This window comes from Amycolatopsis australiensis (assembly GCF_900119165.1).
Lineage (GTDB): Bacteria > Actinomycetota > Actinomycetes > Mycobacteriales > Pseudonocardiaceae > Amycolatopsis > Amycolatopsis australiensis.
Genome location: NZ_FPJG01000006.1, coordinates 7223457 through 7250455 on the forward strand (window position 1 = coordinate 7223457; position 26999 = coordinate 7250455).

General features: G+C 67.7%; 29 protein-coding genes and 1 pseudogene. 7 read left to right on the forward strand and 23 right to left on the reverse strand.

All coding sequences use genetic code 11. The features are described 5' to 3' along the window. Positions 1-506: 506 nt before the first annotated feature. A complete protein-coding gene (locus BT341_RS44875; protein WP_143168752.1) occupies positions 507-2060 on the forward strand; it encodes a putative adhesin in 1554 nt (517 codons plus the stop codon). Positions 2061-2643: 583 nt separating this feature from the next. On the opposite strand, the gene BT341_RS47035 is transcribed toward BT341_RS44875, so the two are convergent. Both BT341_RS47035 and BT341_RS47040 read right to left on the reverse strand, forming a co-directional pair. Continuing rightward, entirely contained in the window at positions 2644-3264 is a 621-nt protein-coding gene (locus BT341_RS47035; protein WP_245805219.1) for a type IV secretory system conjugative DNA transfer family protein, read from the reverse strand. Between the two features lie 122 nt (positions 3265-3386). Next, a complete protein-coding gene (locus BT341_RS47040) occupies positions 3387-3998 on the reverse strand; it encodes a type IV secretory system conjugative DNA transfer family protein (protein ID WP_245805220.1) in 612 nt (203 codons plus the stop codon). A gap of 761 nt (positions 3999-4759) precedes the next feature. Here BT341_RS47040 and BT341_RS34620 point away from each other — a divergent pair. From BT341_RS34620 to BT341_RS34635, 4 genes and pseudogenes are all read left to right on the forward strand, one after another. Continuing rightward, a pseudogene (locus tag BT341_RS34620) lies at positions 4760-5155 on the forward strand (histone-like nucleoid-structuring protein Lsr2); the annotation flags it as partial. 153 nt (positions 5156-5308) lie between these two features. Continuing rightward, positions 5309-5596: a hypothetical protein gene (locus BT341_RS34625; protein WP_072480233.1), complete on the forward strand. Its 288-nt coding sequence runs from the start codon at positions 5309-5311 to the stop codon at positions 5594-5596. A 2-nt stretch (positions 5597-5598) separates the two neighbouring features. After that, positions 5599-6588, forward strand: a complete 990-nt coding sequence (locus BT341_RS45705; protein ID WP_072480234.1) for a hypothetical protein — start codon at positions 5599-5601, stop codon at positions 6586-6588. Then, on the forward strand, positions 6581-7150 hold the full coding sequence (locus BT341_RS34635) for a DUF3558 family protein (RefSeq protein WP_072480235.1): 570 nt from the start codon (positions 6581-6583) through the stop codon (positions 7148-7150). Before BT341_RS45705 ends, BT341_RS34635 begins: the two co-directional genes overlap by 8 nt. Before the next feature lie 4 nt (positions 7151-7154). Here the strand turns inward: BT341_RS34635 and BT341_RS34640 are convergent, their stop codons facing one another. The 5 genes from BT341_RS34640 to BT341_RS47045 form a co-directional block, all read right to left on the reverse strand. Then, on the reverse strand, positions 7155-7853 hold the full coding sequence (locus BT341_RS34640; protein ID WP_072480236.1) for an ESX secretion-associated protein EspG: 699 nt from the start codon (positions 7851-7853) through the stop codon (positions 7155-7157). A 64-nt stretch (positions 7854-7917) separates the two neighbouring features. Continuing rightward, a complete protein-coding gene (locus BT341_RS34645; RefSeq protein ID WP_072482344.1) occupies positions 7918-9213 on the reverse strand; it encodes a hypothetical protein in 1296 nt (431 codons plus the stop codon). Beyond that, positions 9213-9854 (reverse strand): DUF3558 domain-containing protein, encoded by a 642-nt coding sequence (locus tag BT341_RS34650; protein ID WP_072480237.1) that lies wholly within the window; start codon positions 9852-9854, stop codon positions 9213-9215. Before BT341_RS34650 ends, BT341_RS34645 begins: the two co-directional genes overlap by 1 nt. Next, positions 9851-10282 (reverse strand): hypothetical protein, encoded by a 432-nt coding sequence (locus tag BT341_RS34655; protein WP_072480238.1) that lies wholly within the window; start codon positions 10280-10282, stop codon positions 9851-9853. The genes BT341_RS34650 and BT341_RS34655 overlap by 4 nt, the downstream gene beginning before the upstream one ends. Before the next feature lie 408 nt (positions 10283-10690). Beyond that, complete coding sequence (locus BT341_RS47045; protein WP_245805221.1) at positions 10691-10840, reverse strand: hypothetical protein; 150 nt, start codon at positions 10838-10840, stop codon at positions 10691-10693. 108 nt (positions 10841-10948) lie between these two features. Here BT341_RS47045 and BT341_RS47050 point away from each other — a divergent pair, with 108 nt between their 5' ends. Next, positions 10949-11143, forward strand: a complete 195-nt coding sequence (locus BT341_RS47050) for a hypothetical protein (protein ID WP_245805222.1) — start codon at positions 10949-10951, stop codon at positions 11141-11143. Positions 11144-11240: 97 nt separating this feature from the next. Here BT341_RS47050 and BT341_RS34665 read toward each other — a convergent pair whose 3' ends face one another. The 5 genes from BT341_RS34665 to BT341_RS47055 all read right to left on the reverse strand — a co-directional run bounded on the left by BT341_RS34665 (position 11241) and on the right by BT341_RS47055 (position 14993). Beyond that, a complete protein-coding gene (locus BT341_RS34665; protein ID WP_072480239.1) occupies positions 11241-11687 on the reverse strand; it encodes a MarR family winged helix-turn-helix transcriptional regulator in 447 nt (148 codons plus the stop codon). An 11-nt stretch (positions 11688-11698) separates the two neighbouring features. Continuing rightward, positions 11699-12007: a putative quinol monooxygenase gene (locus tag BT341_RS34670; protein ID WP_218177802.1), complete on the reverse strand. Its 309-nt coding sequence runs from the start codon at positions 12005-12007 to the stop codon at positions 11699-11701. Between the two features lie 708 nt (positions 12008-12715). Next, entirely contained in the window at positions 12716-13744 is a 1029-nt protein-coding gene (locus BT341_RS34675; protein WP_245805223.1) for a hypothetical protein, read from the reverse strand. A gap of 10 nt (positions 13745-13754) precedes the next feature. Further along, entirely contained in the window at positions 13755-14309 is a 555-nt protein-coding gene (locus BT341_RS34680; RefSeq protein WP_072480241.1) for an RNA polymerase sigma factor, read from the reverse strand. 504 nt (positions 14310-14813) lie between these two features. Then, on the reverse strand, positions 14814-14993 hold the full coding sequence (locus BT341_RS47055; RefSeq protein ID WP_342750270.1) for an alpha/beta hydrolase fold domain-containing protein: 180 nt from the start codon (positions 14991-14993) through the stop codon (positions 14814-14816). A 564-nt stretch (positions 14994-15557) separates the two neighbouring features. Here BT341_RS47055 and BT341_RS34695 point away from each other — a divergent pair. Further along, entirely contained in the window at positions 15558-16103 is a 546-nt protein-coding gene (locus BT341_RS34695; RefSeq protein WP_072480242.1) for a dihydrofolate reductase family protein, read from the forward strand. Between the two features lie 225 nt (positions 16104-16328). Here BT341_RS34695 and BT341_RS34700 read toward each other — a convergent pair whose 3' ends face one another. The 11 genes from BT341_RS34700 to BT341_RS34755 form a co-directional block, all read right to left on the reverse strand. After that, entirely contained in the window at positions 16329-17129 is an 801-nt protein-coding gene (locus tag BT341_RS34700) for an SDR family oxidoreductase (RefSeq protein WP_072480243.1), read from the reverse strand. Then, entirely contained in the window at positions 17126-17734 is a 609-nt protein-coding gene (locus BT341_RS44880) for an acetate--CoA ligase family protein (protein ID WP_143168753.1), read from the reverse strand. The genes BT341_RS34700 and BT341_RS44880 overlap by 4 nt, the downstream gene beginning before the upstream one ends. Before the next feature lie 51 nt (positions 17735-17785). Further along, positions 17786-18712 carry a LysR family transcriptional regulator gene (locus BT341_RS34715; RefSeq protein ID WP_143168754.1) on the reverse strand — a complete coding sequence of 309 codons (927 nt, stop codon included), beginning with the start codon at positions 18710-18712 and terminating at the stop codon, positions 17786-17788. 48 nt (positions 18713-18760) lie between these two features. After that, positions 18761-20086 carry a phenylacetate--CoA ligase family protein gene (locus BT341_RS34720; protein WP_072480245.1) on the reverse strand — a complete coding sequence of 442 codons (1326 nt, stop codon included), beginning with the start codon at positions 20084-20086 and terminating at the stop codon, positions 18761-18763. 23 nt (positions 20087-20109) lie between these two features. Next, complete coding sequence (locus tag BT341_RS34725; protein ID WP_072480246.1) at positions 20110-21258, reverse strand: CaiB/BaiF CoA transferase family protein; 1149 nt, start codon at positions 21256-21258, stop codon at positions 20110-20112. Then, positions 21248-22456: a CaiB/BaiF CoA transferase family protein gene (locus BT341_RS34730; protein WP_072480247.1), complete on the reverse strand. Its 1209-nt coding sequence runs from the start codon at positions 22454-22456 to the stop codon at positions 21248-21250. The genes BT341_RS34725 and BT341_RS34730 overlap by 11 nt, the downstream gene beginning before the upstream one ends. A gap of 1 nt (position 22457) precedes the next feature. After that, on the reverse strand, positions 22458-22856 hold the full coding sequence (locus BT341_RS34735; protein ID WP_072480248.1) for a Zn-ribbon domain-containing OB-fold protein: 399 nt from the start codon (positions 22854-22856) through the stop codon (positions 22458-22460). After that, positions 22856-24073: a thiolase family protein gene (locus BT341_RS34740; protein WP_072480249.1), complete on the reverse strand. Its 1218-nt coding sequence runs from the start codon at positions 24071-24073 to the stop codon at positions 22856-22858. The genes BT341_RS34735 and BT341_RS34740 overlap by 1 nt, the downstream gene beginning before the upstream one ends. After that, complete coding sequence (locus BT341_RS34745; RefSeq protein ID WP_072480250.1) at positions 24070-24564, reverse strand: MaoC family dehydratase; 495 nt, start codon at positions 24562-24564, stop codon at positions 24070-24072. Before BT341_RS34745 ends, BT341_RS34740 begins: the two co-directional genes overlap by 4 nt. Before the next feature lie 20 nt (positions 24565-24584). Continuing rightward, positions 24585-25736, reverse strand: a complete 1152-nt coding sequence (locus BT341_RS34750) for an acyl-CoA dehydrogenase family protein (RefSeq protein WP_072480251.1) — start codon at positions 25734-25736, stop codon at positions 24585-24587. 99 nt (positions 25737-25835) lie between these two features. Beyond that, on the reverse strand, positions 25836-26999 hold the full coding sequence (locus BT341_RS34755; RefSeq protein WP_072480252.1) for a CaiB/BaiF CoA transferase family protein: 1164 nt from the start codon (positions 26997-26999) through the stop codon (positions 25836-25838).

Consider the following 26999-nt stretch of genomic DNA (forward strand, 5'->3'; position numbering starts at 1 on the left):
CTCGGTCGGACCGGCTGGATGATCTGCCGGTACGACGTTGGCGGAACTATCTTTCCGACAGAGCCTCAGCGCGAGGGAAGTGTCCCAGTGACGGATCCGCGAGTCTTCCTCGACCACACCGAACGCTCCGCGTGGGCCGAAAACTGCTTCGGACTGTCCAAGCATGACCTCGTCAAGGACTACGGTATGACGGTTTATGCCGCCTTTGACGTGTTCCGGACGCTCGGCGCCCTCCGAACCCGCTGGTCACCCCTGTTCAAGCATTCGCTGACCGCGCGCGGTCCCGGGAAGGTGCGCATGTTCTCTAACTCGCTATTCTCCGGCAAACCCGAGGTAACGCACGCCCGTTGCGCCCGAATGAGTCGTCGCGCGGTATCCACCATCTATCGCGGGTTACGCTTTTCGGGTGATTCCTCGCATGTTGCTCGATCGAGCAGTGTGGAGACGCCGGGTTCTTCCTTCGATTGTACTCGCCATCGACGACGCCTAGCCTCGTGGAGGTTTGCATGAGCCACTGGACTGACTATATTTCCGAATATGACGCGTACTTACCGTCCACGTACGAGTCAATTAACGACTACTCGGTCATAGGTCCAGCTTTTGCCTGGTGGATTTCTGAACAAACCGGACAAGAGTTTGACATCGATTACAACCTTTTCGCTTCAGTGACACCTCACGACTTTGTCGAGTTTTTCTCGCCCCTTATCGGCGGAACTGAGATATTCTCGAAAGAGGACGCGCTGCGCGAAATTCTGGAATACTACAAACACTTTAGCATGGACTGGAATCTGCATCGCGAATCGCGCCAAATGGCCGTGCATAAACTACCGGAAACAGGATTACCGGAAGATGACTCGACCATCGACGGCGTGGCCGCTATTTTCGGACATGGAACTCTGGACAGTAATCACACTTTTGTCCCAAAAGGCAGACGACTGGTCATGTTCACGCCAAACGGAAAGATACTGCGGACCGACGAAATGTACCGCCTGCTACTCTACAGAGACTTCTCGACAGCAGAGCAGCTGTCCGCCGGAGATACCTTCACGAACATAAAGCTCACGCCGCTCAGCGATGACGAGATCAAGGAAGACGAGCATTACATGATTCTAGCTGCCGGCACTCCTTACACCGCCGGCCGAAGCATTCCGGTATCGGCAATTTGCTCAGATCCGAATAAATGCTGGAAATACGTCGAGAGGCAAGGTGCGTGGCTACACAGTCCTGACTGCACGGGGATCTTCAATGTCGTCACAGAAGAGTACATCCTGTTTTACGGGTGCCGAGCTGATACAAAAGCCCAAAAACTTGGTACCAACCCACCGAGAAACGTCGAACAAGAACGAATCCATGATTACATAGTGGCCGCATATGAGCAATTCATAGAGGAGGTGAGGGTCAATCCGCTCTCCGCGTACATCAAGTTGTGCGCCATGAACCAGGCCACCGCAAGTGCCATCCTTTCTCAGGATAAGAACTTGCTGTATTCAGTGCGGGAATCACCCAGGATCAGCCCAACGGCCGACCAGCTTTCCGCCGCACTGCGTCTCCTGCATGCAAGCAAAGACGAAGTGCGGGCCCGGGTGATGCGAAGCTCGACTTGGCGCTTTCTGGTCACGTGGCACGAAAGCACTGACTATCGCCGCAAGCTCGTGGAACTGCTGCACAATCTCCGGTCGAAAGTCGGCACGGTTTCAGACTGGACACCCCAGAAGTCTGACAGTTCAGAGTACGAATACGATTCCTCTGATATTGTCACCAGCTGGAATGAAAGCGACGTCGAGGATGAGGGCGACGAGAGTGCTTCACTCAATGAAAGTGATGACATTTACGAAAGCGCAGATAAGGAGACGGGTTCGTCGGCAACGTTTCTCAAGTTGATCTTGGACGCCAAGATAGAAAGCCTTTGCGACGACTTGAACCCTCCCTACGAGGGCATGACGAGAGTAGATCTCGGTAACACCATAAATGTGCGAGCCAAGGATGCCCAGCAGCTGATCAAGGAAATCCAGGCCCAACTCGATTTGATCGACGAGTGGATTTTGTCCATCAGGAAGTGAGTTCTCATGCGCATTGGGACCAGGACGAGGGGCGGCAGCGCTCGGCGCGAGATGCGGAACTGGCGAGCACCACGAGCAAAGGCATAGCAACCCGTTCGCCCGGTCGAGCCGGCCGCCGGTCAGCACTGCGCGAACGGTCGAGGCAGCCCGCCGCGGAGTGATCGGGTGACTTCGGTGGCGCGGCTGTGGGTGCAGAAAGCGAGTCTCCCGCGCACGGTCCGTTAGCCGGCACGGCTACGTGCGCGGCGACCTCGACGTTAGAGGTGTCTTCCTCTTGCTCCTCGATCCAGTGATCAAGATCGGAGCATCGGATCCGGAGGCCCGGCGTTCGGAGTCTTGTCACTGTCGACCGCGAGACTCTGCCCACCTTCGAGCGACGAACCCGCCGGCCGCCGCCCTGGACGCAGCGCCGCCCTCACGACTACCTCCGGCGCGGGATCACCACCTTGTTCGCCGCGCGGCCCGCCGGGTTGACGAGACCTTCCCACCTGGCGGATGTGCCGCGACCAGCTCAGGACCGGACTCCTGCCGATCGGCTTCGCACCGGTGCTATCGATGCAGCGGGATTTGGCCTCCTCGGTGGTCAGGATGCGCAGAGGCACGTTCTCGCCGTAGTCCACGGCGCACGGATGTCGTCACCGGCCGACACGAGCCGTCGTCCGGCGTTGACCGTGAGGACGACGCGTTCGCCATCGAGGTTGATGGCGTCCGCCGGGACGCCGTCGATCGCCGCGGCCGAGGTCATCAACAGCGACTGGTTCTGCAGCAGCGCCCGGCGGGTCTCGGCCGAGAGCCGGTCGGGCATCTGGTTCGTCGCGCGCAGCGCGACCCGGTACTTGCGCAGCTGCTCGAGGATCGCGGCCAGGTAGCCGCGGGAGGCGCCGTCGACCGCGGCGAGCTCGTCGACGAACGCGTCGCACCTGCGCCGCCGCTCCACCGGCGTATCCGCGCGGGAGCGGCCGGCCCGGAACAGGTCGTGGATCATGAACGAGGTGATCAGCTTGTTCGTCTCGCCGCTGCCGGTGGTGCAGACGAACACGATCCGCCCGGTGTCCATCCCCCGCCGGACGTCGTAGGTCGTCACCGACGAGCCCAGGAACGCCGACAGCGTCGGGCTGGTCCGCAACCGGTTGATGATGTTGGTGACCACAGTGGTCGCGTCCGGGGCCAGCTTGGGGAACGAGTCCGTCCAGTACCTGCGCACGGAGGGCTTCAGTACGGGGAGGATCGACTCCCGCCAGGTCTCGTCGTCCAGCAGCGTCGGGATCTGGAAGATCGTCGGCGGGCAGCCGCATCGCGAGGTAGCAGAGGCCTCGCACGCCTTGGTCAGGATCGACTTCGCCGCGGCGCCGCGTCACCCCAGCCGAGCGCCGCGTCGAACGAGGTCACGACCGCGTCGACACGGTCTTCGATGTCGGACTCGGTGAAGCCCTGCATACTCAGCGGGTTCCAGCCAGGCAAACGTTTGCCCCGGCCGCGGACGTCGAGGTTGACCTCCCACAGCCGCGCCCGCAACGCCGGGTCCGACAAGTACGGCTTGGCGCGTTTCCAGCCGTCAGCGTGCGGGTCGGGAAACCAGACCCCGCCGCCGAGCCGGGCGATCTCGATGGCCTGCACCAGGGCTTCCTCGGTCTTCCCGAACCCGGCCTTGCCGAACCGAGCGGAGAACAGCATCTCGCGCAGGGGCACACCAACGAAGCAATCGTCGCCGTTGACATCGGTGACATACCCGAGCCGCACCAGGCCCGTCCCCGGCCGGTACGTCGGGACCTCCCGGGGCGCGGGGAGAACCCAGCCGCGGCTGCGGGCGATCGCCGGCGACCGGCAGCGTCCGGACGGCGGCTTCAGCAGGCCGGCGATCTCGCTGGTCGTCACCAGCGATCCTGGCCGCGCCTTCGCCAGCCCGGTCCGGAAGCGCCGGTCGAACAGCCGACGCACCAACGGGGTGTCCGCACCGAAGTGCCAGCCGAGGACCCGCGGACTCGCCAGTAGTTCTCACCGCGGAAGATGTCCAACGCACCGATGACGCTGCGCAGGTGCGACTGGGCCCGCCCGGGGATCTCCGAGACGCAGCGGATCAGGACCTGAATGGCGAATACCGGCTCGTCGTCACAAACTTGTTCGTCACTCGTCGAGGGGATGGTGTCGCATTTCGTCGACGGCCACCGGCCTGCGTACGCGCGATCGGCAAGAACTCCCCAAGCAGTTCCGCGGCGACGTCCGCAACTACGCCGAACGACCTCAAGTCGTTTCCGCCAGAATGCGTCTCTGCGCAGCGGGCAAGGTGCCGGATACGTGCCGGCGTCAGCGGGATGAGGTCGAGACAGATCTGCACCGATTCACCGAGGTCGACCCGGACGTCACCCAAGGCTTCGCGAGTGTCTGGAGTGCATCACCCGGACGGATAGGCAAAGCACGCGAGGGGAAGTTCGCAGGGCGCGCCAGTACCAGCTCGGCTCGCGCGACATGCGGGTCCGATGAGGACGGTTGTCGATGCACGGCGGCTTCTCCTCCCATGAGCGGCACGGCGAACGGTCGCACCATCAGACACGGGAAGCTGTGAGCGTTTGATACACCTGGACGGGGGTGATTTTTCCTTTCCGGCCTAGAGCTGGATACACTCTCCTCAAGAACACTGCACATTGTGCGGACCGCCCCCGGCTCACGTTCTTGTCCGAACCCCACCTGAGGAGCACGCAATGGCCCGGAAAGTCCTCGTCGAGATCCTCGACGACATCGACGGCAGCACCGCCGCCCAGACCGTTCAGTCCGGCCTCGACGGCGTCACCTACGAGATCGACCTCTCGGACCAGAACGCCACCGCCCTGCGCAACGAACTTGCCCGCTACGTCGCCGCCGGCCGACGCATCGGCGGCCGCAAGGTCCGCGTCGCGAGCGGCCAGTCGACGACGACCACGACCTCGGACCGGCGGCGCAACCAGCGAATCCGCGCATGGGCCAACGCCAACGGCCACGAGGTCTCCGAGCGGGGACGTCTCTCCGCCGAGGTGATCACCGCCCACGAGCAGGCTCAGATTGCCGAGACGGAAGCACCGGCACCGTGGAAGCGCGCTTCCCGCAAGAAGGCCGCGGCCTGCCGAGATCACCCCCTCGTCGTTCCGTCGGTGGCCAGGAGACCCACCCACGTCACCGACGCAGAAGGAGGGACCGTGACGCGAGTTACTTGCGCTCCGTAATCGATCAGCTATGGTGAGTTGACATGACCTGTACGAGGGTGGGGAGGCCCCGTGGGGAATGGCTTCAAGGTCGCAGTCGACGAGCTGCAACGCGTGGGCGACGACGCGCTTCCTGCGTTGCGGGACATCATGGGATCTCAACTCCCGGTTTTGACCGCACACGAAGGTCTGGCCGGTCCTGGCTCACTCGACGCGGTCAACGACTTCCAGCTGGCCTACGCCCGGTTCACAGATGAAATCGCGGCCAGGCAGAAACACGGCATCGAAGTGGTCGACGCCACAGCCGAAGCCGCCAAAGCCATCGCCGCGCTGTACCGCCGCGCCGACGGGCAGGCATAGCAATGGGCGGCGAATGGAAGACCGACGACGAGGTGCGCTCCGCCGCCGACCGGGCCGCGCGTCGGCTCATCGACCTCTTCGATGACGAGCAGCCCGACGGCAAGTGGCTCGGCTCACCGGAGGCCTACCCCAACGGCGGCGGCGCAGTGCTCTTGCGCGGGCTGCTCGACGACGCCGACAAAGTCATCAGCCTGGATCCACAGAAGATCATCGACGAGTTCGAACGGATGAAGAAGGTCGGTCGCGCCCTTGACCAGCGCACCTCGACCGACATCATCGATGCCTTCCGCAAGATCGACTACTCGGTGCAGGACTGGGAAGGCGACGGAGCGGACGCCTTCCGGCACCAGATCTCGATGATCCAGGCGTTTCTCGGCCAGCAAGCCGGCTACCTCATCAAGACCGTCGAGTCGCTCGCGATCCTGCTGGCAGCCTCCGTGCAAGCGCGCCGGGACTACGTCGCGGTCGCCGACGCGACCAGCGCAGCCGTCGCCAAGGCGCTGCAGCAGCACGCCGACGCTGACACGAAGATCGCAATCTCCGTTGGCGCGAGCGTCGTCTCGGCAGTACTCGGCGTCGCCACCGGTGGGGCCTGGTTCACTGCCAGCGCCGGTGTTGTCATCGGCGCGTCATCCGCGGGCCTGCAGCTGGCTGTGGATGGCGACAAGTTCGCCGACGTCGCGTCCGGCTACAAGACCGCCAAAGACCAGGTCCTGACCAGCTACCAGGACATCGTCCGCAGCGCCCTCGTAAAGGTGCAGGAAGCCGAACGCGACCTGTTGGGTGAGAAGAACGAGCTCTTCGCCCCGATGCCGCCGAGCATCACCGTCACGTCGCCGACCTTCCACTATGAGGGCTTCTCCTCGGTGGACCGACCGGTCGCCGAGTTCGAACCCAAGGTCGACGAAGAACACCGAAAGCTGGTCGAGCAGCACGGTCCCGCAGGTCTCGGCGCGGCGGACACTCCGATCCAGAGGCGGCTCGATGGCTGACACGATCCGCCGCACCGCCCTGGCCCTCATGGTCGCCGTAGGTGCCGTGGCCTGCACCGGACCGGCTTCACCGCCAACGACGACGTCGGCGACGGCGCCGTCGACGTCGGCCGTTCCCCTGGACGTGGCCCGCTACCTGGCGTCGCCGTGTTCGGGCGTGCCCGGAGACCTCACCACGCAGCTCGGTCTGCCCCAGCGCGAAGACGCCCACGACACCGTCCTTGTCGGCGCAGGCGACCAGTCCGAATGCCGGCTTTCGAGCGCACCACCGCTGTCAGCGGCGGCGGAAGTCCGCTTCTATCCGAAGGCACGGCCGCTGCCCCTCGTCACTGGCCCTGGTAGCCAGGTCAAAGCCACCACCGCGGCCGGCTACCCGGCCGGTGAGTGGGTACTCAGCAAGGGAAACGACGGCAGCTTCACTTCATGCCAGATAATCGTCGACGTCGCACCAACTCAAGGTGTGGCGACGTTGTACAACGGTCCGGCGGGTGAGCCGACCCGCACTTCTTGTGCGAAGGCGAAGCAACTCGTCGAGGGAGTTCTCGCCTCCCTGCGACGCTGAAGTTTCAGAGTTCCGCATAGGTCTTGTTCAACGTCGAGACAAATTCGCGTGCGCCGGCCGGCAACAGGACGAGGTTGTCCTCATTGTCGACATAGGCCAGTACACGGCCGTCCGGCTCCAGGTCGATCGCGGTGATCGGCGTGCTCCGCCGTCTCTCGCCACCACCGTCGCGGCGGGCGACGTAGATCTGGTGTACCGCGCGGCGGGGTCGTTGCATCACCTGCTCCAGCGACGGAAAATCGTGTTCCTGCGATCGATTGAAGACCGCACGGGGGATGTCGGCGGCCGGCGTCTCGGGCAGCGTGTCGAGGAGCGCTGTGGCCAACCACTTGTCCGCCACGGGCTCGAGGGCCACGACGTTGTCGTCAACGATCGCCCGGACAGCGTCGCCGTCCCGCGCCGCCAGGAGTACCGAGCAGGAAAGCCCATCGGCGAAGTTGCTGAAGGCGTAGTATTCGCGGCTGGCACCGGCGAGCACAGCCGCAGTCGACCGCCACAACGCGTTCAGCCGGCCATTTCGTGCCAGCCCCAGGTCGGTCAACGCCGCCATGGCTTTGACCTCCAGCTCGCGACGGCCGTCCGCAGTGATCCAGTGGTACAAGCCGGTACCGAACGCGGGCGGCAACTCTCCTGCTCCGATCATGCTCCAGGCAGTCAGGAAGGCGAGTTTGGGCAGAATGATGGGTCTGTCGATGACAGCCACGACGCACGCTCCGTGATGCAGGACAACAGGCGGGGAAGGCCGATGCCGGGACACACGAAGGGCGTCAGGTTCCGAGGGTGGGCGGGACCGGGGCAAGGCCGGTGCGCGGATCGACGAGCCCTTCCTCGACGTCTGCGAAGACGCTGTCGTCGTCACGAACGTACTTGCGTTCATGTTCTTCGTCTTCAGCCGACGGGTGGCCGCCTCCCGCAGGACCGACCCCGGCAAGTTCCGGCCCCGGCCTTCCAGAGGCTCTGCCGCTGCCGGAGAAGCGAGGGCCAACCCCCGCCCTTCGAGGCTCATTGCCCACTTCGTCGACCACCCCACGCCGCAAAGCGGCATTCGGTGCCGATGAGAGCGGTGAGCACGGGAAACCGATGAGCGGCGATCGCGCTCCGCTCGAGTCGGAGACCGAACTACCGGCAGCTCGTTCGAGCTGCGAAAGCGGAGGGAGACCACTGAATGCTCGCGCATCCTGCACGCCGGACGGCGGGGTCAGCCCCGTGGTTCGGGTGTAACCCGGTTGAGCCACGACACCAGTGGTCGCGGCAGGTGCGTAGGGGTCATGTTCCCGAGGTTCGGTAACCCTTCCCGGATCAACGCGAACCATCGATTGCCGATCGACCACCGGCGTATCGTCGGTGTCACCGGGAGGCTCGATCGACCTTTCCCTGCGAGCATCGGCAATGCTGCGTGAGTCGACCGCTTTCACGGTCACTGGATCAGCCGAAGTTCCGAGAGTGACCTGGCCGTAGTCTCCGGACAGGCGCTGGCCCTGGCTGTCCAGATGTTCCACGTAGGCACTGTAGATTTCCAGGTTCTTCTGCGCCTTCGCGTTGTAGACCGATATGGCATCCTCTGTGTCAGTGTCCCACGGAGTCGCGGCGTCGAAGAACGATCTTTCCGGCCGAGGTCCCATCGGCTCCATCGAACGCTTCGCCAGCTCGAAACCGTATGCGGCGTCGGCGACATTGGTGCCGTTCGAACCGAGCGTCTTGGCCGCGCGCTCGACCAGATCACTGAACGCCTTGGTCCGTTGCTTCGCCTGTTCCGCCCCCCTGCCTGTCCACGTTGGCTCGAGGCTGTTCAGCATCGCCGTCAACTCCCCGGCGATCGCGTAGTGCTCGGCGGCAACCTTCCCGGCCTCGACGCCATTCGCGGTCCAGCTGGAGCTGTTCCCCGCCAACACCCGCTCAACGACGGTCGGGACGGTCATCGCCTGAACGGCCGCCTTGCCGGAGAAGAGATCGCCGGCCCACTCCACGGCGTCCTGCGCGGTCCGCACCAGCGCCGAACCTGCCTCGTGGGCTCCACGAACCACCCCGTGCGCAGCCACTCCCAGTTGGTCAAAAGGAAACATCACGAGCCCGCCTTCGCCTTCAGCGTCGCAACCGTCATCTCAGCAATCTGAGGAACCAGGCTGCATGCGTCCTCGATGCTTCGCTTGCTTTCCCCCAGAGTAAGACTCACATCGATCGAGATGCTGTCGGCCAGGCCGATGCTCGCCTGGCAGAACCCCACTGGGATTTCCTCCCCTTTGGTTCCGGCGTGCACGACCGCCGGGAAGCCTTGGACGTCCGGAATCTGGCGCCAGACCGCCGATTTGGGTCGCGTGTTGGCGTAGACACCGCTGAGTCCGACATGGGTGTTCACCGTGTACGAGATTCCGACCGAGCCTCCGGTGTCCTGATTGGACCAGGAGCAAGCAGGCCCGATCTCCGCGAGATCTTCCCGGTGACCTGCCACGCTGATGCCGACGGCGGCGACAACTTGGTCCGGGGTAAGAGCATCTGTACAGGGATCACCGGAAAGCACAGACGCCGGTAGGGGGTCGTTGACTTTCGGGGCACCGGCGTAGGGCAGACCCGGTACCGACGCGTTGTGACCGTCTGGTGCGGGCATCGCCTTCCCGGATGTACCGGCGGAGCCGCCCTGCAGCGAACAACCGCTCACCAGGGCGGCAACACCGAGTGTCACCACGACGGCTTGCCAACGGTTCATCCCGCCACACCCCCGGACGACGCGCCCCGGGCGCCAAGTTCGCGAGCGGCCTCTCTGTCGCTTTGACCAGTCAGGCGCAGGGCCAACCGGATCTTGCGGATCAGCTCCTCCAGGTAGGCCGCCTCAGCGTTGATGTGCTTGTCGGCCGCGTCGAAGACCCCATGCCCGCTCGCCAGACGATCGTTGTAGGCGATGCTCGCAGGGTCGTCGGCCGCCGGACTTACCTGCTTCAGGATTTCTGCCTTCCGCTGCAATTCCTGCAGCTTGTCGAAGGCGCTCGTTGCCTTGGCCAGGATCGCGTTCGCTTCACCCGGGGACAAGCTGAACCCCGTCCCCGCCGCAGTTGCGCCGCCAGTGCCGACGCCGTCCCGAACCTCGACGTCGACACCCGCCAGCCACGGATCGACGCCAGTGTGTGGTTGTGTCACGGCCGCGTGAACCCCTCCCGCTCAGCGCTGCGTGCCCTCGGTCCCCCAGTTCCCGACAACCGGGCGATCGGCCGGACCGATCCGTCGAGCGGTCGAGCAATGACCGGCGCAACGGGTCAGCCGCACCGATCACCGTAACCCATCGACTACCAGCTGTGTACGCGAATCAGCCGATTTTGCTGCTTGCAACTTGCACCCGAGGCCGCACTTCGAGGCATGGACAACGCACTTCACTTGAGATATGCCCAGGTCGACCGCCGATTTGACACTTGTTGACCACCTGCTCACAACGACTGGACAATTCAATGACAATTCGCCTGAACAGCCGCTGCCGTGACACCGCGGTGCGCGATGCATAGGAATTTGCACGTGCGTCCGGCGACTGTGGTATGCGATCTCGAAGCCGGGCTACCGCTGTTCCTTCGGTGCCGAGGAGACATCACCTTCGCCACCGACGGAGGACACTTCGCCCTGGGATGCCGCCCGCCGAATCTCGACGTCCGGGTACACGAGCTTGTTGAGCACCCCGGTCACCGACTCGCGCCCCTCCACGCTCATCAACAGCTTCCCGAACTCCGGCTCCGACCCGCACGCCGCCGGCCGACTTGGCCACCCACCCGCGAGCACGGCTTGCGCCGACGGATCGAACCGGACACGGGAGCGGAGATGGTGGGAACGAAGGTGTCGGTGGAGGACGAAGGCCGCGATCAGGATCGCGACCGCGGCGGTGGTCGCCCCGCAGAACGCGCCGCTCTCGGCGAGGTCACCCGGGCGGAGCGCGCCGTTCCCAGCATGGCCTGGCGGCCATGCGTGCCGGGGAACATGCCTGCCTTCGAACCCAGTCCCGAAATCCGCTCGTGAGCCGCGGAACTCCACGTCGGGTCGAGCAGCGCGAACGCTCGTCCATCGTCGTCACCAGCGATCGTTCCGGCCAAGCGCGGGCGGGCCACGCGCTCAGTCAGGACGGCGCCGACTGCGGCAGATCCGCGGCGATTTTCGCGAGCAGGGCCCGCAGGGTGGCCCGCTCCGCCTGGTCCAGCGGCGCCAGGATCGTCTCCTCGACGCCGGTCATCGCGGTGTCGAACCCGGCGATGAGTTCGCTTCCCGCCGGTGTCGCGTAGACGCGTTTGCTGCGCTCGTTGCCGGGGTCCGTGCGCCGCTCGACCAGACCACGCCGCTCGAGCCCCTGCAGGAGGCTGGACACGCTTGCCTCGCTCGTGCGGCTCATCTGGGCGATGTCACGCTGGATCGCACCGGGATTCCGGACCAGGTAGACGAGCGCGGCACTCTGCCCATGACTGAGCCCGCGCTCCCGGATCCATTCCTCACCGGTTTTCCGCTGTGCCCAGACGATCCAGCGCATCAGGTCGAGGCTGCTGGTCGGCGCCGGCTCTCGCGCATCCATCCTGCGAACCCTCAACTGCACGAGACGATGTGCACCGGCGTCCGGACCCCCCATTCCTCAGCGCCGTCGGCGACGAGGTCGGCGATCCGCCGGTGCCCTTCATCGAGCCGCCCTTCCTGCAGCGCCGGGCTCGAGTAGTGGCGGTCGAACGACGCGTCGTCGCGATAGAACTCGAAGGCCCACATGAGGTCCGGGTCTTCGTCCGAGCGAGCAAGGACCCAGTCGACGGGGCCGTCGGGGTCACCGTTGAAGTGCAGCTCGTGGCAAGCCTTGAACAGTTCGTCCCCCATCCCGGGCTTCGCCTTGACCTTCAGCACCATTCCTGGCTGCTTCGCATGCATCTCGTACTCCTTCCGATCAGGACACTTAAGACTCTAAGTGTTAGAACTCTAAGTGTCAAACCTTGCTGGTCGGTCACCGCCTATTCCCAAGTCTTGCCCGACGGGCTCCACCCCAGCGTTATCCACCGGTGGAGTCGGTCGGCGGAGAGACCAGACGCAGACAGCATGATCGGCTCATGCGTGTTTGCCTCGCGGCGAGGGCTTGCCGCGCCGTGACGCCGAGGCGGACAGGTGCGACGTTTCAGCCCGCCGACGACCCCGGCGGAAGCACCGCGACTGTCACTCGGCTTCTCGATCTGCAGCCATGTCTTCACTGGCTTCCCGACCGGCTCGAGCCGAAGGCTGACACCTAACGGCAGCTGACCGATCAGGGGTATGCGGCCGGCTGGTTCTGCCTCGCGGCATCACCAGCGACCGCCCCAGACCGGCTGCTCGTGTCGCCGGGGTGACCTGCTCCTGGACGTCACGGGCGAAGCCTGACGCCGATGTCCGGTCATGCCGACGTGCGCGACTCCTCCGCCGACGACACGCATTTCAGGCGCGACGGTGCAAAGGTCGCGCCCCACGACTCGCGCTACTCCGGCAGACGAGCAGCTACCGGACGCAGAACGGCGGCGGCGCACAGACAGAACTGTCTTGGGAGGGCCGAGATGATCTCGGTCCCTCCCAAGACAGTCGGTACGCGGATCAGATCTTGCCCGCGGCCACGTCGGCGAGGGTCACGCGGGAGGACTTGTAGTTCACCACGTAGCGCTTGGACGATTCCGCCGAGGTGATCTCCTCACGGATCGGCAGGCCGTTGTCGGCGTTGATGGTGAGGACGTCCGTACTGCCGCCCAGGATGGCGGGGGGCGCGGTGAGGGTGAGCGCGGCCTGCCCGTCGACGCTGGTCTTCCCGACAATCATGTCCGGGATGGTCGCGTACAGCTTCAGCACGCCCGCGCGGACCTCCGCGTCGGCGGCGTTGGCGAACAGCGCGTGTTCGGCGTTGCTCCACAAGTGGTTGTTGATGAGGTTTTCCAGGTCCTTGCCCGTGGGACGCGGCTTGGGGGCCGGAACCGGCTTGCCGTGTTTGCGGAGCATCTCAGCGTTCTCCGCTTGGGCGTCCGCCCAGGCCTTGTCGGCCTCGGCGGGGCTCAGGCCGACGCCCAGAGCATTGTTGGCCGCGGTGATCATCGCGATCCTGGCCTTGTCCACGTCGCCGTTCGCGGCGAGACGGGCCGCCGCCATCACCTTCCCGTCGTACGGCGTAGCAGGCTCGGCCTGGCCCTTGGCCACTGCGTCCGCCAGGGACTTCGCCGAGTCGCCCGTGAACTGCTGGCCCTTGTCGGTGTAGAGGGTGTAGTACTGGTCCGGTTTGTTGTCCAGCCCGAACTTCGTGTTGATGATCAGCGACGCGTCTCCTGGCTGCGTGCCGGCCGCCTGGACCGCTGAGGCCAGCTTCACCAGCGGTGCCTCGACCGCCTGCGGGGCCGCGTCGGACGGCCCGGCCGGGACGCTGCCGCCTGACGTAGCCATCACCACAGCCGCCGCGACGGCTGCCGCACCCACGGCGGCGACACCGACCTTGGGCCAGGAGAACCAGCGCTTCGGGCGCACGACCGTGGCCACGGGTTCGTCCATCGCCGTCCGCAGTGCCGTGCGGGCACGGTCATAGGCCTCGGGACCGGGGGACGGCACGTCACGCAAGTTCTTCATGAGATCCATTTCGTCCATGAGTTGTCTTTCACGTTGTCGGGACTTGCAGCAGCGCGACCACTTCGGGGGCCTCACGCAACGCCTTACGCGCCTGGTGCAACAGGCGGCGGGCCGTGCCGGCCGGAATGTCGAGCACCCGCCCGGCCTCGGCGACGGTCAGGTCCTCCCAGGCGACCAGGCCCAGCACTTCCCGCTCTTCCGGTTTGAGCCGAGCCAGTGCCTTGCTCAGCAGTGCCTGCGTGTCCACGCGGGCATCCACCGCCGGCCAGGGATCCCAGTCACTCGCCACGCCGGTCAGGTCCGACGCGGGCTCCTCGGCCGGCGCGGACCGCCAGTGCCGGCGCAGCCTGTTCAGCGCGACGCCGTACAACCAAGGCCTGGCTTCGGGATACGAACGGTCGTAGTTCGCACGGGACTCGTAAGCCGCCACCCACACATCGCCGAGCACGTCCTCGGCGGCCTGCCGCCCCACTCTGCGCGCCAGATAGTTCCCGATCGCGGTCTCGTGCCGGCTGATCACTTCCACGAAGGCATCGCTGTCTCCGCGCAGCGACCTACCGATCAGTTCCGCGTCTGACGACATGAAGCTCCTCGGGTTTGCTTCGCCCTGACACCCCGTCTTTGCCAACGCCCGCCCAAAGCGTTCAGGTCAGGTCACCCCATGACGAACCTCGCTGGTCAGGCGACATCGCCGTCGTCGTTCGGACCTGCCGGGCAGCGGGCTGAGGCTCGGGCAAGCGACCACCGCCTGTGCGCGGTGATCGGCACACCTGAGCCAGCCAACCACGTCGGCCCGGTGTGCCGCAGGCCGTGGCGGCGAAGGTGCTCGTTCCCCAGCTTGGTGACCACCTCGTCCCAGTGGCTGGCGGCACGGAGGATCGCCGTTTTCACGCATCCGCCGCGCGGGCCGTGAACAACCGGGCACCGGCCGTGTCCAAGCGGCTACCACCGGACGGATCTCCTCGATCAGCGGAACTGGCGCGCCCGCAGCCCTTCGTGGCCTCCACCAGTGGGGAACGCATCGCGGACCACGCCGCGCTATGTCCGCTCATGCCGATGGGCGGACGTTTTCGCTGCCGGGGGGGTATCACAACGGTGACCGACGGGCACAGCAGCACCGCCCGCCCCGGCTGCGGCAGCCCCTCGCGGGCGAGCTTAACCATGAGCGACACAGCCCGCCGCCGGCCGAGTCGCCGCTGATGAGCAGTTCGCTCGGGTCGGCGCCCTGATCGAGCAGCCACCGGTAGGCGAGGAAGGCGTCGTCCAGTGCGGCCGGGAACGGGTGCTCCGGTGCGAGCCGTTAGTCCGGCAGCACCGCGGTGGCGCCGGTCGCAGCGGCCGGGCGCCGGGCGGCGGCCGGTAACCGAACGCGGAGCCGGAGATGAATCCGCCGCCATGCAGGTGCAGCGAGCCTGGCGAGCCGCCCACGCCCGCCGGCACGACCGGCGCGGACACACCGCCGGCCCGCACCGGCCGGTGCCCTCCGGCACCGGAACTGGGCGTTGAGGACCTCGTAGGCCTCCCGCACCTGCGGCAGGCCGGGTTTGCCGTGAGCAGCGCCTCACCGGCCGTCGTCAGCTCGACGCGGTGGGCCGAACGCAGCGGAAGCGGACAGCCGATCAGCCGCTCCAGCGCGTGGCTCTGCCGGGTGAGCACCGGTCGCGACACTTACAGGCGGGCCGAAATCGAGCTCGGTGGCGACGGCGACGAGCGCGCGGGTGCTCGCCGACGTCGGTCGCCCGGTACGCCCGGAAGCAGGAGTGGCCGCCCGTGATCGCGGTAGGGTCACCGCGCACTGACAAATGGAGCTATTGCGGCAAAGGACGATCACATGCGCAAACTGGTGTCGAACTTGTTCATCTCGCTCGACGGCGTCGTCGAAGCTCCCGACAAGTGGTCCCTTCCCTACTGGAGTGACGAGATCGCCGCGTCCGTCGACGCCGGCATGGCCGCCGCCGACACCATGCTCCTCGGCCGCGTCACCTACGAGGCTTTCGCGGCCGCTTGGCCCGAGCGCACCGTCGAGGACGACGAAGGTGCCGACTTCATGAACAGCGCCCGCAAGTACGTCCTCTCGACGACGCTGTCCGAGGTCACGTGGAGCAACTCGACGTTGCTGCCCGACGACCCGGCATCAGCCATCCGCGACCTCAAGGCGGAATCCGGCGGCGACATCATGACCAGCGGCAGCGGGACGACCGTCCGATGGTTGCTGTCCGAAGGTCTTGTCGACGAGCTGAAGCTGTTGCTCTACCCGGTCGTGGTGGGCACCGGCAAGCGCCTGTTCCCCGCCGAAGGCCCGAACTTCCCGCTCACCTTGAAGACCACCACGGCCTTCGGCAACGGTGTCGTCCAGCTGACCTACGGACTGGTCTGAACGGGCCGAGCCTCCGCTCATGCCGCCGAGCACGGGCGAGCGTCACTACGATCCAGCCACGATGGGCTCGTTTGTCATATACCGCCATGCGGTGTGGGGCGGCGGCGACCCGGACCTCGAGGTCCGGCATGCTCACCGGCCGGCGCGCCCATGGAGTCTCTGGGATGACGATGTCCTCGCAGCGAGTGGTCTTGTAGGTCGTCTGGTAGCAGCACACGTCCCTCCTCAGTGGATGGTCAGGCCGCTGGTCGGGCTCGCGGACAGGCCGGTGAGGTAGCGGGATTCGTCGGAGGCGAGGAACGCGACCACGTCGCCGATATCCTGCGGTGCGGCGACGCCGAGGGGGCTGCGCTCGATGATGTTCTCGTACTGGCGGCGGTGCCGGTCGCTCACCGCATCCTTTCGCTCGAACGCCGCCGTCCAGGACGGCGAGTCGCGGACCACCGTCACGCACACGCAGTTGACCCGGATCCGGTCGTCGGCCAGTTCCTTGGCGAGGACCTTGCTCCCCGTGATGAGCCCGCCGGAGAAGGTGGCGATGGCCGTCTGGCCGGGAGTCGGCGCCCGGCCGCCCTCCGACGTCACGAAGACGACGCTGCCGCCGCCGCGGGCACGCAGGTGCGGAACCGCGGCCTGGACGACCTTCAGCTTCGCCCCGACGGCGGTGCCGACGAACGCGGTCACCCGGTCGAGGTCGAGGCCCGCGAACGGGCCGCGCACCGCCGTGGTGCGGGCCTCGTCGTCGTTGCCCCCGGCGCTCGGCACGACGATGTCCACGCCGCCGAACCGCGCGGCAGCTTCCGCCGAGACCGCCGCCATGTCCGCGGAGGATCGCACGTCGCCCGCCACGAAATGCCCGGTCCCCCCGAGCTCGGCGATCTCCGCCAGCACCGCGTCCGCCTTCCGTTCGTCCCGGCCGTTGAGCACGACGGCCGCTCCGCCCGCGGCGAGCCTCAATGCGACGCCCCGGCCGATGCCGCCCGTGCCGCCGGTGACGATCGCGACCTTCCCGTCGAGCCTGCTCACCGCCGTGCCCCCGTCCCGTTGACGAAGCTGACCGCCTTCAGCGCCCGTGCCGGGTCGCCGGACAGCGGGATGCCCGCCGGTCTCGGCGCGGCGAGGCCGCGACGGGCCAGTTCCGGCAGCCCCGCAGCTCGACCGGCGTTCCACCGGCGCCCACCACGATGACCGGTCCGAAGACCGGATCGCGTTTGAGCCCGGCGAAGACCTCGGCCGCGGCGGGCCGCACCATCTCCTGGACGAGGATCTGCCACGCCCCGTCGACCCAGAGCGAGGTTCCCGGCAAGCTCGGCCAGCCGCCCCGCGGCGTCGTGCCCGCGCACGTCGAGCTCCACGGCACCCACGTCGGCCTTGTGCGCCAGAGCCGGGCTCACCACTTTGACGACCAGCGGGATCCCGAGCTCCCCGGCCGTGGCCACCGCGCCGGCGACCGAGCGTTCCAGCACCGCCGGCACTCCGGCTGCCGCCAGGGCCTTCGCCACGTCGTCGTAGCTGAGCAGCATGCTGTCTCCTTGCGCTCCGGGCACCGCACCGGCCGGGAACGGCAATTCTTTCGGAAACGTTGTTCCCGCGGATTTCATCACCGTAATTCGGGTCCGTTCGGCATTCAAGCGCGAATTCCCGAACCGGTGATTCGGCAGCTGGAAACCGCCGGGCGGAGATCAGCTCGGATCGTCGGCCGGGCGGTCCAGCAGCTGTTCCATCAGGGCGCGGCAGGCCGGGCCCGGCCGCCGTCCCGCCGCCGTGGCGAGGTGGACCTTGCGCTCCGCCCAGGGCTCGGCCAGCTCGACGACCGCGATCCCGTCCAGGAATTCGCGGCCCACCAGGCTTTCCGGTTGCGCGGTGACGCCGAGGCCGGCCCGGACGAGGCTGAGCGCGACACCGCCGGTGCGCACGCTCTGGCCGGGCTCGAACTCGCGGCCCAGCCGCCGCGCGGCCGCGCGGAACGCATTGACCATCGGGCCCACGGCGATGACGTTCTCCGGGAGCAGTTCTTCGAACGTCACGCTCAGCCGGTCGGCGAGCCGGTGGTCACGCGGCAGGGCGACCACGATCCGGTCGCGGCGGTACGGCGTGACGTCGACGCCGGTGAGGTCGAGTTCGTGGGCGGCGGCGAACAGCCCGAGATCCGCTTCCCCGCGCGCGACCTCCTGCACGATCTCCCGGTTTTCGATCTCGTGGACGATCAACCGCACTTTCGGGTACTGACGGCCGAATTCACCGAGTTCCCGCGCGAGGAACGGCGCGATGATCGACTGCGCCGACGCGACGGTCAGATCACCCTGCATTCCTTCGGTGAACGCGGCGATCTCGGAGCGGATGTCTTCGAGGCTGCCGAAGATCTTGCGGACGTGCCGGGCCAGCACCGTGCCGGCGGGTGTCGGCACGACCCCCCGCGGGGTGCGTTCCAGCAGCTCGAGCCCCGCGATGTGCTCCAGGTCGTGGATGCGCTTGGTGGCGGTCGACGCGGACACGTTCTCCCGGATCGCGGCCAGGCCGATCTGCTTCTCCTCGACCGCGGAGAGGAACAACCGCAGCGTGAGCAGGTCGACCTGCCGGATCAGGTGCATCCTGTTGAACGTGCCCACCGACCACCTCCTTCCCGGATTCAACCTCTTCGACCGGCGGCCGACAACTCAGGCGGGCGCGACCCGCTCGACCAGGTTCACCTTCACGTGGTCGGGCCGCTTGAGCGTGCCCTCCGGGACGAGGGTGACGGTCGTCTTGACGTTGAGCGCGGACCGGATCCGCTCTTCGAGGACGGCGGGCAGCCGCGTGTCGGCGGGGTCGGGGTGTTCGACCACGACCGGTAGCGACTGCTGGGTGGAGTGCCCGTCGAAATCGGGGCGGATGCGCAGTTCGCCCGAGGTCAGTTCGGCGACCAGCTGCTTGATGGCGGACGGGAAGACGTTGATGCCGCGGACGATGAGCATGTCGTCGGTGCGGCCGACGCAGCGGATCTTGTAGCCGGTCCGGCCGCAGGAGCAGCCGGTGCCGGTGACGACGACGTGGTCGCGGGTCCGGAACCGCAGCAGCGGTGACGCCTGCCGCCGCAGTGCGGTGTAGACGAGCTCTCCCCGCGCCCCCGCCACCGGGGCGACCTGCTCGCCCGTGTCCGGGTCGATCAGCTCGGCCACCATCAGGTCCGGGGACAGGAAGTGCATGCCGTCGGCGGCCTCGCATTCACCCCAGTAGGTGCAGGCGATGTCGGTGCCGCCGAGCATTTCGCGCGATGTCGCGCCCCACAGGGTCTCCAGCTTCTCGCGGACCGCGGGCAGGCCGCCGCCGGGTTCGCCGCCGACGCTGATCACCCGGACGCCGAGGTCCCGCGCGGCCCGCCCGACGATCCGGGGCGCCTGCTCGGCCAGGTAGGCCAGGAAGTACGGGGTGCCGATCAGGGCGTTCGGCCGCTGGTCGGCTTGGACGCGCAGCAGCCGTTCCGCGCCGGCCTCGGCGCCGATCGGGATGTCCACGATGCCCATGTACTGCAGGATCTGCACGATGGGCAGGCCGCCGACGAAGCCCTTGCTCATCCCGAACGCGTGCAGCAGCCGGTCGCCCGGCCGGAACCCGTTGGCGTACAGGGCCCGGGCGCCGAGCTCGCACCAGGTCGTCACATCGCTCGCGGTCAGGCCCACGTAGGACGGGCTGCCGGTGGTGCCCGAGGAAGCCTGGATCTGGACGATGTCCTCCGCGGCGACGTGCGTACCCAGCGGCGGCGACGCCGCCAGGCTGTCGCGCAGCTCCTGCTTCTCCGTGAACGGAAACTCCGCCAGGTCCTCGACCGTGCGGACCTTCGCCGGGTCCACGCCGGCTTCGGCGAACTTCCGCCGGTAGAACGCGCTCCGCTCGGCGAGGTACGCGACCTGCTCCCGGAGACGCTCGTCCTGCACGGCCCTCGCCTGCTCGGGTGGCGCGGATTCGATCGCGCTCCAGTGGTTCGCTGAATACGGGGCTGCCATGACGTTCTTCCTCCTGCGGGGAGTCAGGCCCGGGTCGGCAGGACCGAGCCGAGCAGTTCGTTGTCCGCGCCGACTTCGCGCACGGCGTGCAGCGGCGGCGGCCGCATGCCGTCGAAGGACAGCGGGAGCCCGACGACGCCGATCTCGCCGGCTTCCGGGCTGCCGATGATGCCGAGTTCCCGGGTCTGTTCGTGTGCGACGAGTTCGGCCGTTGTCTGGACGGGGGCGCAGGGGATCCCCGCGGCCTCCAGGCGGTGCCGCCAGTGCGCCCTGGTGCCCGTGGCGAGGCGTTCCCCGATCAACCGGTCGATCTCGGTCCGGTTCGCCAGCCGCGCGGCGTTGGTGGCGAAGCGCGGATCGGCCGCCCATTCCGGGTGATCGAGCGCGGCGGCCAGCCGGGCGAACAGCGGGTCGTTGGCGCAGCTGACGATCAACGCGCCGTCCTCGGTGGCGAACGCCCGGTGGGGGACGATGAACGCCACCCCGGACCCGTGCCGCCCGCCGGGGTTGCCGTCGGCCTCGTACCCGGCGATGCCGACGGACATCCACGCGATCGCCGTCTCCAGCAGGGAGGCGTCCACGGTGGCGCCGGTGTGCTTCACGTGCCGGCGGTGCAGCGCGGCCAGCACGCCGATCACCGCCCACATCCCGGTCCCGAAGTCCACGATCGACACCCCGGCGCGCACGGGTGCGCCGTCCGCCTCGCCGGTGATGTCCATGATCCCGGCGAACGCCTGCATCAGCGGGTCGTAGCCGGGCAGTTCGCGCAGTGGCCCGGCCTTGCCGAACGCCCCGATTTCGCAATGGACCAGCTCCGGCTTGGTCACCCGCAGGCTCTCCGCGTCCAGCCCGTACCGGGCCGCGGTGCCGGGCCGCAGGTTGTGCAGGAAGACGTCGGCGCGCTCGGCGATCAGCCGGTGCAGCGTCGCGAGCTGCTCGCGGTCCTTGATGTCGAGGCTCAGGTAGCGGCGGCCCCGGTTGAGCGCGTGGAACGCGGCTCCGTCGCCCTTCCACTGGCTCGGCCCCCACCCCCGCGCGGAGTCGCCGGCCGGGCGCTCCACCTTCCACACTTCGGCGCCGAGCTCCGCCAGGATCTTGCCGGCGAACGGAGCGGACGCGCTGTCGCTCAGCTCCACCACCACGATGCCCGTCAGGGGCAGTTCACGCGTCATGACGCACTCCGATCCGGGCCGCGCCCGAGGCGACCAGCTCGCCGATCTCGTCGTCGCCGAAACCGGATTCCCGCAGCAGGTCTTCGGTGTGCTCGCCGAGCCGCGGCGCCGGGTACCGCAGTTCGGGGGTGCTTTCGCTCCACTGCTGCGGAATGCCGATGGTGCGCAGCCTGCCTTCCGAGGGGTGGTCCTCCTCGGTGAAGAACCCGGCCTCGGTCAGGTGCGGGTCGGTGAGCACCGTCTCCGGCGTGTGCATCCGGATGGCCGGGATGTCGGCCTCGGTCAGCAGCTCCAGCCACTCGCCGGTGGACCGCGTGGCGAACACCTCGGCGAGGAACGCGTACAGCTCGCCGATGTGCTCGGTGCGGCCGTGGATGCCGGCGAACCGGGGATCCGCGGCCAGGTCCGCCCGGCCGACCGCGGTGAAGAACCGCTGCCAGTGCCGGTCGGTGTAGATGTTGACCCCGAGGTAGCCGTCGAGCGTCCGGTAAGGCCGGCGATCGGCGTTCATCATCCGGGCGTACCCCCAGTTCCCGATCGGCGGCACGAAGGTGTGTCCGTAGAGGTGGTCGCCGAGGACGAAGTGCGCGAACGTCTCGAACATCGGCACCTGGACCTCCTGGCCGCGCCCGGTCCGTTCCCGGTGGTACAACGCCATCGCGACCGCCGACGAGGCGGCCATCCCGACTACGCGGTCCGCGATCGCGGTCGCCACGTACGCGGGCTCCCCCTGTCCGCGGCTCTGCAGCACCGGCATGCCGACGGCGGCCTGGATCAGATCGTCGTAGGCGGGCTTCGCCGCGTACGGGCCGTTCTGGCCGAATCCGAAGCACCCGCAGTACACCAGCCGCGGGTTGATCTCCCGGACTTCGGCGTAGGACAGGCCCAGGCGCTGCATGGCCGCCGGCCGCAGGCTGTGCAGCAGGACGTCCGCGGACCGCAGCAGGCGCAGCAGCGCGGCCCGTCCGCCGGGGTGCTTCAGGTCCAGGACCAGGCTGCGCTTGTTCCGGTTGAGGTGCAGGAAGATCGCGGCCATCCCGGGATGGCGGTGCGGGCCGACGCCGCGCGTGGTGTCCCCCTCGGGGGATTCCACTTTGGCGACGTCGGCGCCCATGTCCGCCAGCAGGAGCGACGCGTACGGCCCCATGAAGTTCGACGTCAGATCCAGGATCCGCACGCCGTCGAGCGGTCCGGTCATGTCATCCCTCCGGCACCGGCGCGAACACCGGGAGCGTCTGGGCCCCGCGCCGGACGAACCGCGCCTCGACGGGCATGCCGATCTCGACGGTGTCCGGCTCCGCCTCGATCTGGCTGAAGAGGCGGTAGCCCTCGGCCAGTTCGACGAACCCGACGGTGTAGGGCACGATCGCGGCCCACACCGGCGTCGGGCCACGCATGACCGTGCTGAACGACCACACCGTGCCGCGTCCGCTCGACTCTTCCCACGTCAACGATCGCGCGGAGCAATGCGGGCAGTACGAGTGGGCCGGCCACACCACTTCGGTGCAGTCTCCGCACCGCTGGAACGTGAGCCGCTGCTCTTCGAGCGCCGCCCAGTAGGGCTCGGCGTCGAGCAGCCGGTAGGGCTGTGGCCACATCACGGCCTCCCCGAGTCGTCGCCGGACAGCAGCACCACGCCCGCGGCGGCCAGCATGCCGCCCGCGCCCTGGACCAGGACCGTCCGCGGCCGCCGCGCGGGTGCGCGGCCGAGCGCGGTCCCGCGCAGCTGGCGGACGGCCTCGACGAGGCTGTCCATGTTGCACGAGATCCCGGGCTGGCCGAACGACAGCCAGCCACCGTTGGTGTCGGTCGGCAGGTCGCCGTCGGCACCGGTCCGGCCCTCGCGGTAGACGTCGATCCCGTGGCCCTTCTTCGCGAATCCCAGGTCTTCCATGATGATCGGGCCCATGTGCGCGAAGTTCACCGACATCTGCACCATGTCCACATCGGACGGTGTCAGCCCGGAGCGGGCGTACGCCTGCCGGGCCGCCTCGACGGTCGCGGTGTGCGTCAGGTTCGGGAACTCGCCGAGCCCGGCGAACCGGCCGTCGCGCATGTTCACCCGGTCGGTGAGGTACTCGTGCGTGGTCGCCGAGCCGTAACCCAGTACCCACACCGGATCACGGGCTTCTTTCGCGCGTTCCGGTGACGTCACGACGAGCGCGCCGCCGGTGCCGCCGCCCCAGGTCGAGCACATCCACCGCCGCAACGGCGTCGCGACGTACGGCGACGACAGCACCGTTTCCCGGTCGATCTCGCCGTGCTTGCGCTTGGCGGCGTGCGGGTGGTGCGCACCCCAGCTCTGGTCGGCGACGACGACGTCGGCCAGATCCTCTTCGGTCAGCCCGAATTCGCGGAAGTACCGGTGTGCGGCCTGGGCGTAGAGCGACGGGATCGTCGGCCCGTATGGCACCTCGAACTGCGGGTCGGAGTCGGCCTCCGAACCCATCGCGACGGCGTCCACGAACAGTTCGGTCGCGTCGCTCTGCACGCACAGCACGTACTCGGCGGCGCCGGCGGCGATCATCTGCGCGGCGACCGCGATCGTCGAGGTCAGGCCGGCGCCGTGGAGGGTGATCTCGCTGTTCAGCGTGACCGGCATCTGCAGGTGCGAGATGAAGATGTTGCTCCACTGCGACCGCTTGTCCGCCCACGGCGAGCGTCCGGTGAACACCGCGTCCACCTGGTGCTTGCCGATCCCGGCGTCGGCCAGCGCGGCGACGGTCGCCTCGGTGGCCAGCTGCAGCGGATCCTTCCGGTCGGCCTTCGACGCGTAGGCGTCGCCCATCCCGACGATCGCCGCGACCGGGCTCATGGCCGCTCCGCGGGCAGCGATGCCGCCAGCAGCGCTTCGAGATCCTCGCGGCGGCGCAGCATCAGCAGGCTCCACTCGCTGCGCTGGACCACGTACCCGTCCTGGTTGAGCGCCTTCATCAGGAAGGTCGTGACGCCGTACTTGTCGTCCTTCTCCTTCTTCGCGACGACCTCGGCCACCACGTAGAGGGTGTCGTCGATCGCCACCGGCTTGAGGTAGCGGAGGTTGTCGATGCCGTAGTTGGCCTGGATGGACGGGCCGAACTGGATCAGGCCGGTCATGATCGAGTACGTCAGCGAGCCCTGCACGAGGCGCTTGCCGAAGCGGGTCTGCTCGGCGTAGTGCCTGTTCGAGTGGATCTCGATCCAGTTGCCGGTCAGCGCGCAGTAGTTGACGACGTCGGCCTCGGTCACCGTGCGGCCGCCGGAGCGGAAGGTCTGCCCGACCTCCAGCTCGTCGTAGGGCAGGTCGATGCGGTTGTTGATCTCCATTGATCCGTCCTTTCCGGATGTCAGGCGGGCAGGCGCATCGACTTCGCGATGATCGTGCGCTGGATCTGCGAGGTGCCGCCGCCGATCGTCGACTGGACGCTTTCGCGCAGGTAGCGCTCCATGTCGCCCTCGGGCAGGTTCGCGTAGCCGCCCAGGATCTGCATCCCGTCCAGCGCGCACGCCTTCAGCGTTTCCGAGCCGTACAGCTTGGCCATCGACGTCTCGCGGGCGGCGGGCAGGTTGTCCGCCTTCATCTTCGCGGCGCGGTAGCAGAGCAGCCGGGCCGCGTCGACGCGCGTCTGGTTCTCGGCCAGCATGTGCTTGAGCACCTGGAACTCGCGGATCGGCTTGCCGAACTGGGTCCGCTGGTGGGCGTAGCGGTTCGCGTTGTCGACGGCCTCCTGCGCGTTGCCGACGTAGGCCGCGGCCACCGCGCAGCGCTCCAGCTCCAGGTGCTCGGTGATGATCTTCCAGCCCTGGCCGACCTCGCCGAGCAGCGCGTCGGCCGGCACGCGGACCTCGTCGAGGAAGATCTCGGTGGTGCCGGTCGCGTGCCGCGACAGCGTCGGGAGCTTCCGGATGTCCAGACCGGGGGTGTCGTTGGGGATCAGCAGGACGGACAGGCCGCCGTGCTTGTCGTCCTTGCCGGTCCGGACCAGCATGGCGATGACCGTGTCCTTCGCCGCCGCGCCACTGCACCACAGCTTCGAGCCGCTGACGATCCAGTCGCCGTTTCCGTCCTGACGGGCGTGGGTCTTGGTGTTCGCCGCGTCCGAACCGGCGTCCGGCTCGGAGATCGACACCGAGAACCGGATCTGCCCGTCGATGAACGGCTTGACGTAACGTGCCTTCTGCTCGGCGGTGCCGTACTTGACGATGTTCATCGCGGTGAAGGTCGGCACGAGCACCGAGCAGGCGAAGTCGAAGCCGAACTTGCCGAGGCCTTCGGCCATCAGCGAGTAGTCGAAGATGTCCCCGCCGGAGCCGCCCTCGGACTCCGGGATGAGGATGCCGAGCCAGCCCTGCGCGGCGATCTTGTCGTAGGCCTCGTACGGATACCGGCGCTCGAAGTCGCAGTTGCGCACATACTCGACGGTGATCTCGTTGTCCATGAAGTCGTTCACGGTTTCGAGCCACGCCGCCTGCGACTCGTTCAGGAAATTCGCGGACATATTCGTGCTCCCATCGCGGTTTCGCCAAGGCTAATCCGGCCGGACCGGCAAGCCAATTGATGATTCCCGAATCGCCGGTTCGCCGGAACCGAACCGGTTTCAGCCGAGCGCGCCGGCGGCCCGCAGGGCCGTCACCTCGTCCGCCGAGAAGCCCCAGTCGGCGAGCACCTCGTGGCCGGGCGCCTCCGGAGGGCACCGGATCGCGCCCGGGGTGCGGCTGAACCGCGGGGCGGGCGCGGGCTGGACGACGCCGTCGACCTCGACGAACGTCCCCCGGGCACGCAGGTGCGGGTGCGCCGGCGCCTCCGCCATGGACAGCACCGGCGTCAGGCACACCTCGCGGCCCTCGGCCAGGGCGCACCACTCGTCGCGGGTCCGGGTGCGGAAGACCGCGGCGAAGCGGTCCCTGACCTCCGGCCAGCGGTCGCGGTCGTGCTGGTCCGGCAGTTCGTCCTCGGTGAAGCCGAGCAGGTCGAGGGTGGCCCGCCAGAACCGGGTCTCGTTGGCGGCGATGCTGATCCAGCCGCGGTCCTTCGTTTCGTAGACCTGGTACCAGGGCGCGCCGGAATCGAGCCGGTTCGTGCCCCGCTCGTCGCTCCAGTACCCGGCCGCGCGGAAACCGTACAACGCCGTCATGAGGGACGCCGACCCGTCGACCATCGCCGCGTCCACGACCTGCCCCTGCCCCGACCGGCGGCTCTCCAGCAGGGCCGACACCACCCCGAGGGCAAGGTAGAGCGCGCCACCGCCGAAGTCGCCGACCAGGTTCAGCGGGATGACCGGCGGGCCGCCGGCCTCGCCGATCGAGTGCACGACACCGGTCAGCGAAATGTAGTTGACGTCGTGGCCGGGCGCGCGGGCCAGCGGCCCGTCCTGCCCCCAGCCGGTCATCCGGGCGTAGACGAGCGCGGGGTTGGCCGCCCGGCACTCGTCCGGGCCGAGCCCGAGCTTCTCGGCCACGCCCGGCCGGAAGCCCTCGACCAGCGCGTCGGCCCGCTCGACCAGGCGGAGGACGGCGCCGGCCGCGGCCGGGTGCTTGAGGTCCATGGTCGTGCTGCGCCGGCCGCGGTTCATCAGGTCGTGGCGGGGGTCGATGGGAGCGCCGCCGTCGTAGCCGGGCGGGCGTTCGACGCGCACGACGTCGGCGCCGAGGTCGGCCAGCAGCATGCAGCCGAACCGGGTCGGTCCCACACCCCCCAGCTCGACGATCCGCACCCCGGCCAGCGGCCCACCGGAATTCGATGTTTCCGTGCACTCTCCCAT

Coding starts and splice junctions, on each gene's coding strand:
- BT341_RS44875 (WP_143168752.1), top strand. CDS start 507: ATGAGCCACTGGACTGACTATATTTCCGAATATGACGCGTACTTACCG.
- BT341_RS45705 (WP_072480234.1), top strand. CDS start 5,599: ATGGGCGGCGAATGGAAGACCGACGACGAGGTGCGCTCCGCCGCCGAC.
- BT341_RS34635 (WP_072480235.1), top strand. CDS start 6,581: ATGGCTGACACGATCCGCCGCACCGCCCTGGCCCTCATGGTCGCCGTA.
- BT341_RS34645 (WP_072482344.1), bottom strand. CDS start 9,213: ATGTTTCCTTTTGACCAACTGGGAGTGGCTGCGCACGGGGTGGTTCGT.
- BT341_RS34650 (WP_072480237.1), bottom strand. CDS start 9,854: ATGAACCGTTGGCAAGCCGTCGTGGTGACACTCGGTGTTGCCGCCCTG.
- BT341_RS47045 (WP_245805221.1), bottom strand. CDS start 10,840: ATGAGCGTGGAGGGGCGCGAGTCGGTGACCGGGGTGCTCAACAAGCTC.
- BT341_RS47050 (WP_245805222.1), top strand. CDS start 10,949: ATGGTGGGAACGAAGGTGTCGGTGGAGGACGAAGGCCGCGATCAGGAT.
- BT341_RS34665 (WP_072480239.1), bottom strand. CDS start 11,687: ATGGATGCGCGAGAGCCGGCGCCGACCAGCAGCCTCGACCTGATGCGC.
- BT341_RS34670 (WP_218177802.1), bottom strand. CDS start 12,007: ATGGTGCTGAAGGTCAAGGCGAAGCCCGGGATGGGGGACGAACTGTTC.
- BT341_RS34675 (WP_245805223.1), bottom strand. CDS start 13,744: ATGGACGAAATGGATCTCATGAAGAACTTGCGTGACGTGCCGTCCCCC.
- BT341_RS34680 (WP_072480241.1), bottom strand. CDS start 14,309: ATGTCGTCAGACGCGGAACTGATCGGTAGGTCGCTGCGCGGAGACAGC.
- BT341_RS34695 (WP_072480242.1), top strand. CDS start 15,558: ATGCGCAAACTGGTGTCGAACTTGTTCATCTCGCTCGACGGCGTCGTC.
- BT341_RS34720 (WP_072480245.1), bottom strand. CDS start 20,086: ATGGCAGCCCCGTATTCAGCGAACCACTGGAGCGCGATCGAATCCGCG.
- BT341_RS34725 (WP_072480246.1), bottom strand. CDS start 21,258: ATGACGCGTGAACTGCCCCTGACGGGCATCGTGGTGGTGGAGCTGAGC.
- BT341_RS34730 (WP_072480247.1), bottom strand. CDS start 22,456: ATGACCGGACCGCTCGACGGCGTGCGGATCCTGGATCTGACGTCGAAC.
- BT341_RS34735 (WP_072480248.1), bottom strand. CDS start 22,856: ATGTGGCCACAGCCCTACCGGCTGCTCGACGCCGAGCCCTACTGGGCG.
- BT341_RS34740 (WP_072480249.1), bottom strand. CDS start 24,073: ATGAGCCCGGTCGCGGCGATCGTCGGGATGGGCGACGCCTACGCGTCG.
- BT341_RS34745 (WP_072480250.1), bottom strand. CDS start 24,564: ATGGAGATCAACAACCGCATCGACCTGCCCTACGACGAGCTGGAGGTC.
- BT341_RS34750 (WP_072480251.1), bottom strand. CDS start 25,736: ATGTCCGCGAATTTCCTGAACGAGTCGCAGGCGGCGTGGCTCGAAACC.
- BT341_RS34755 (WP_072480252.1), bottom strand. CDS start 26,999: ATGGGAGAGTGCACGGAAACATCGAATTCCGGTGGGCCGCTGGCCGGG.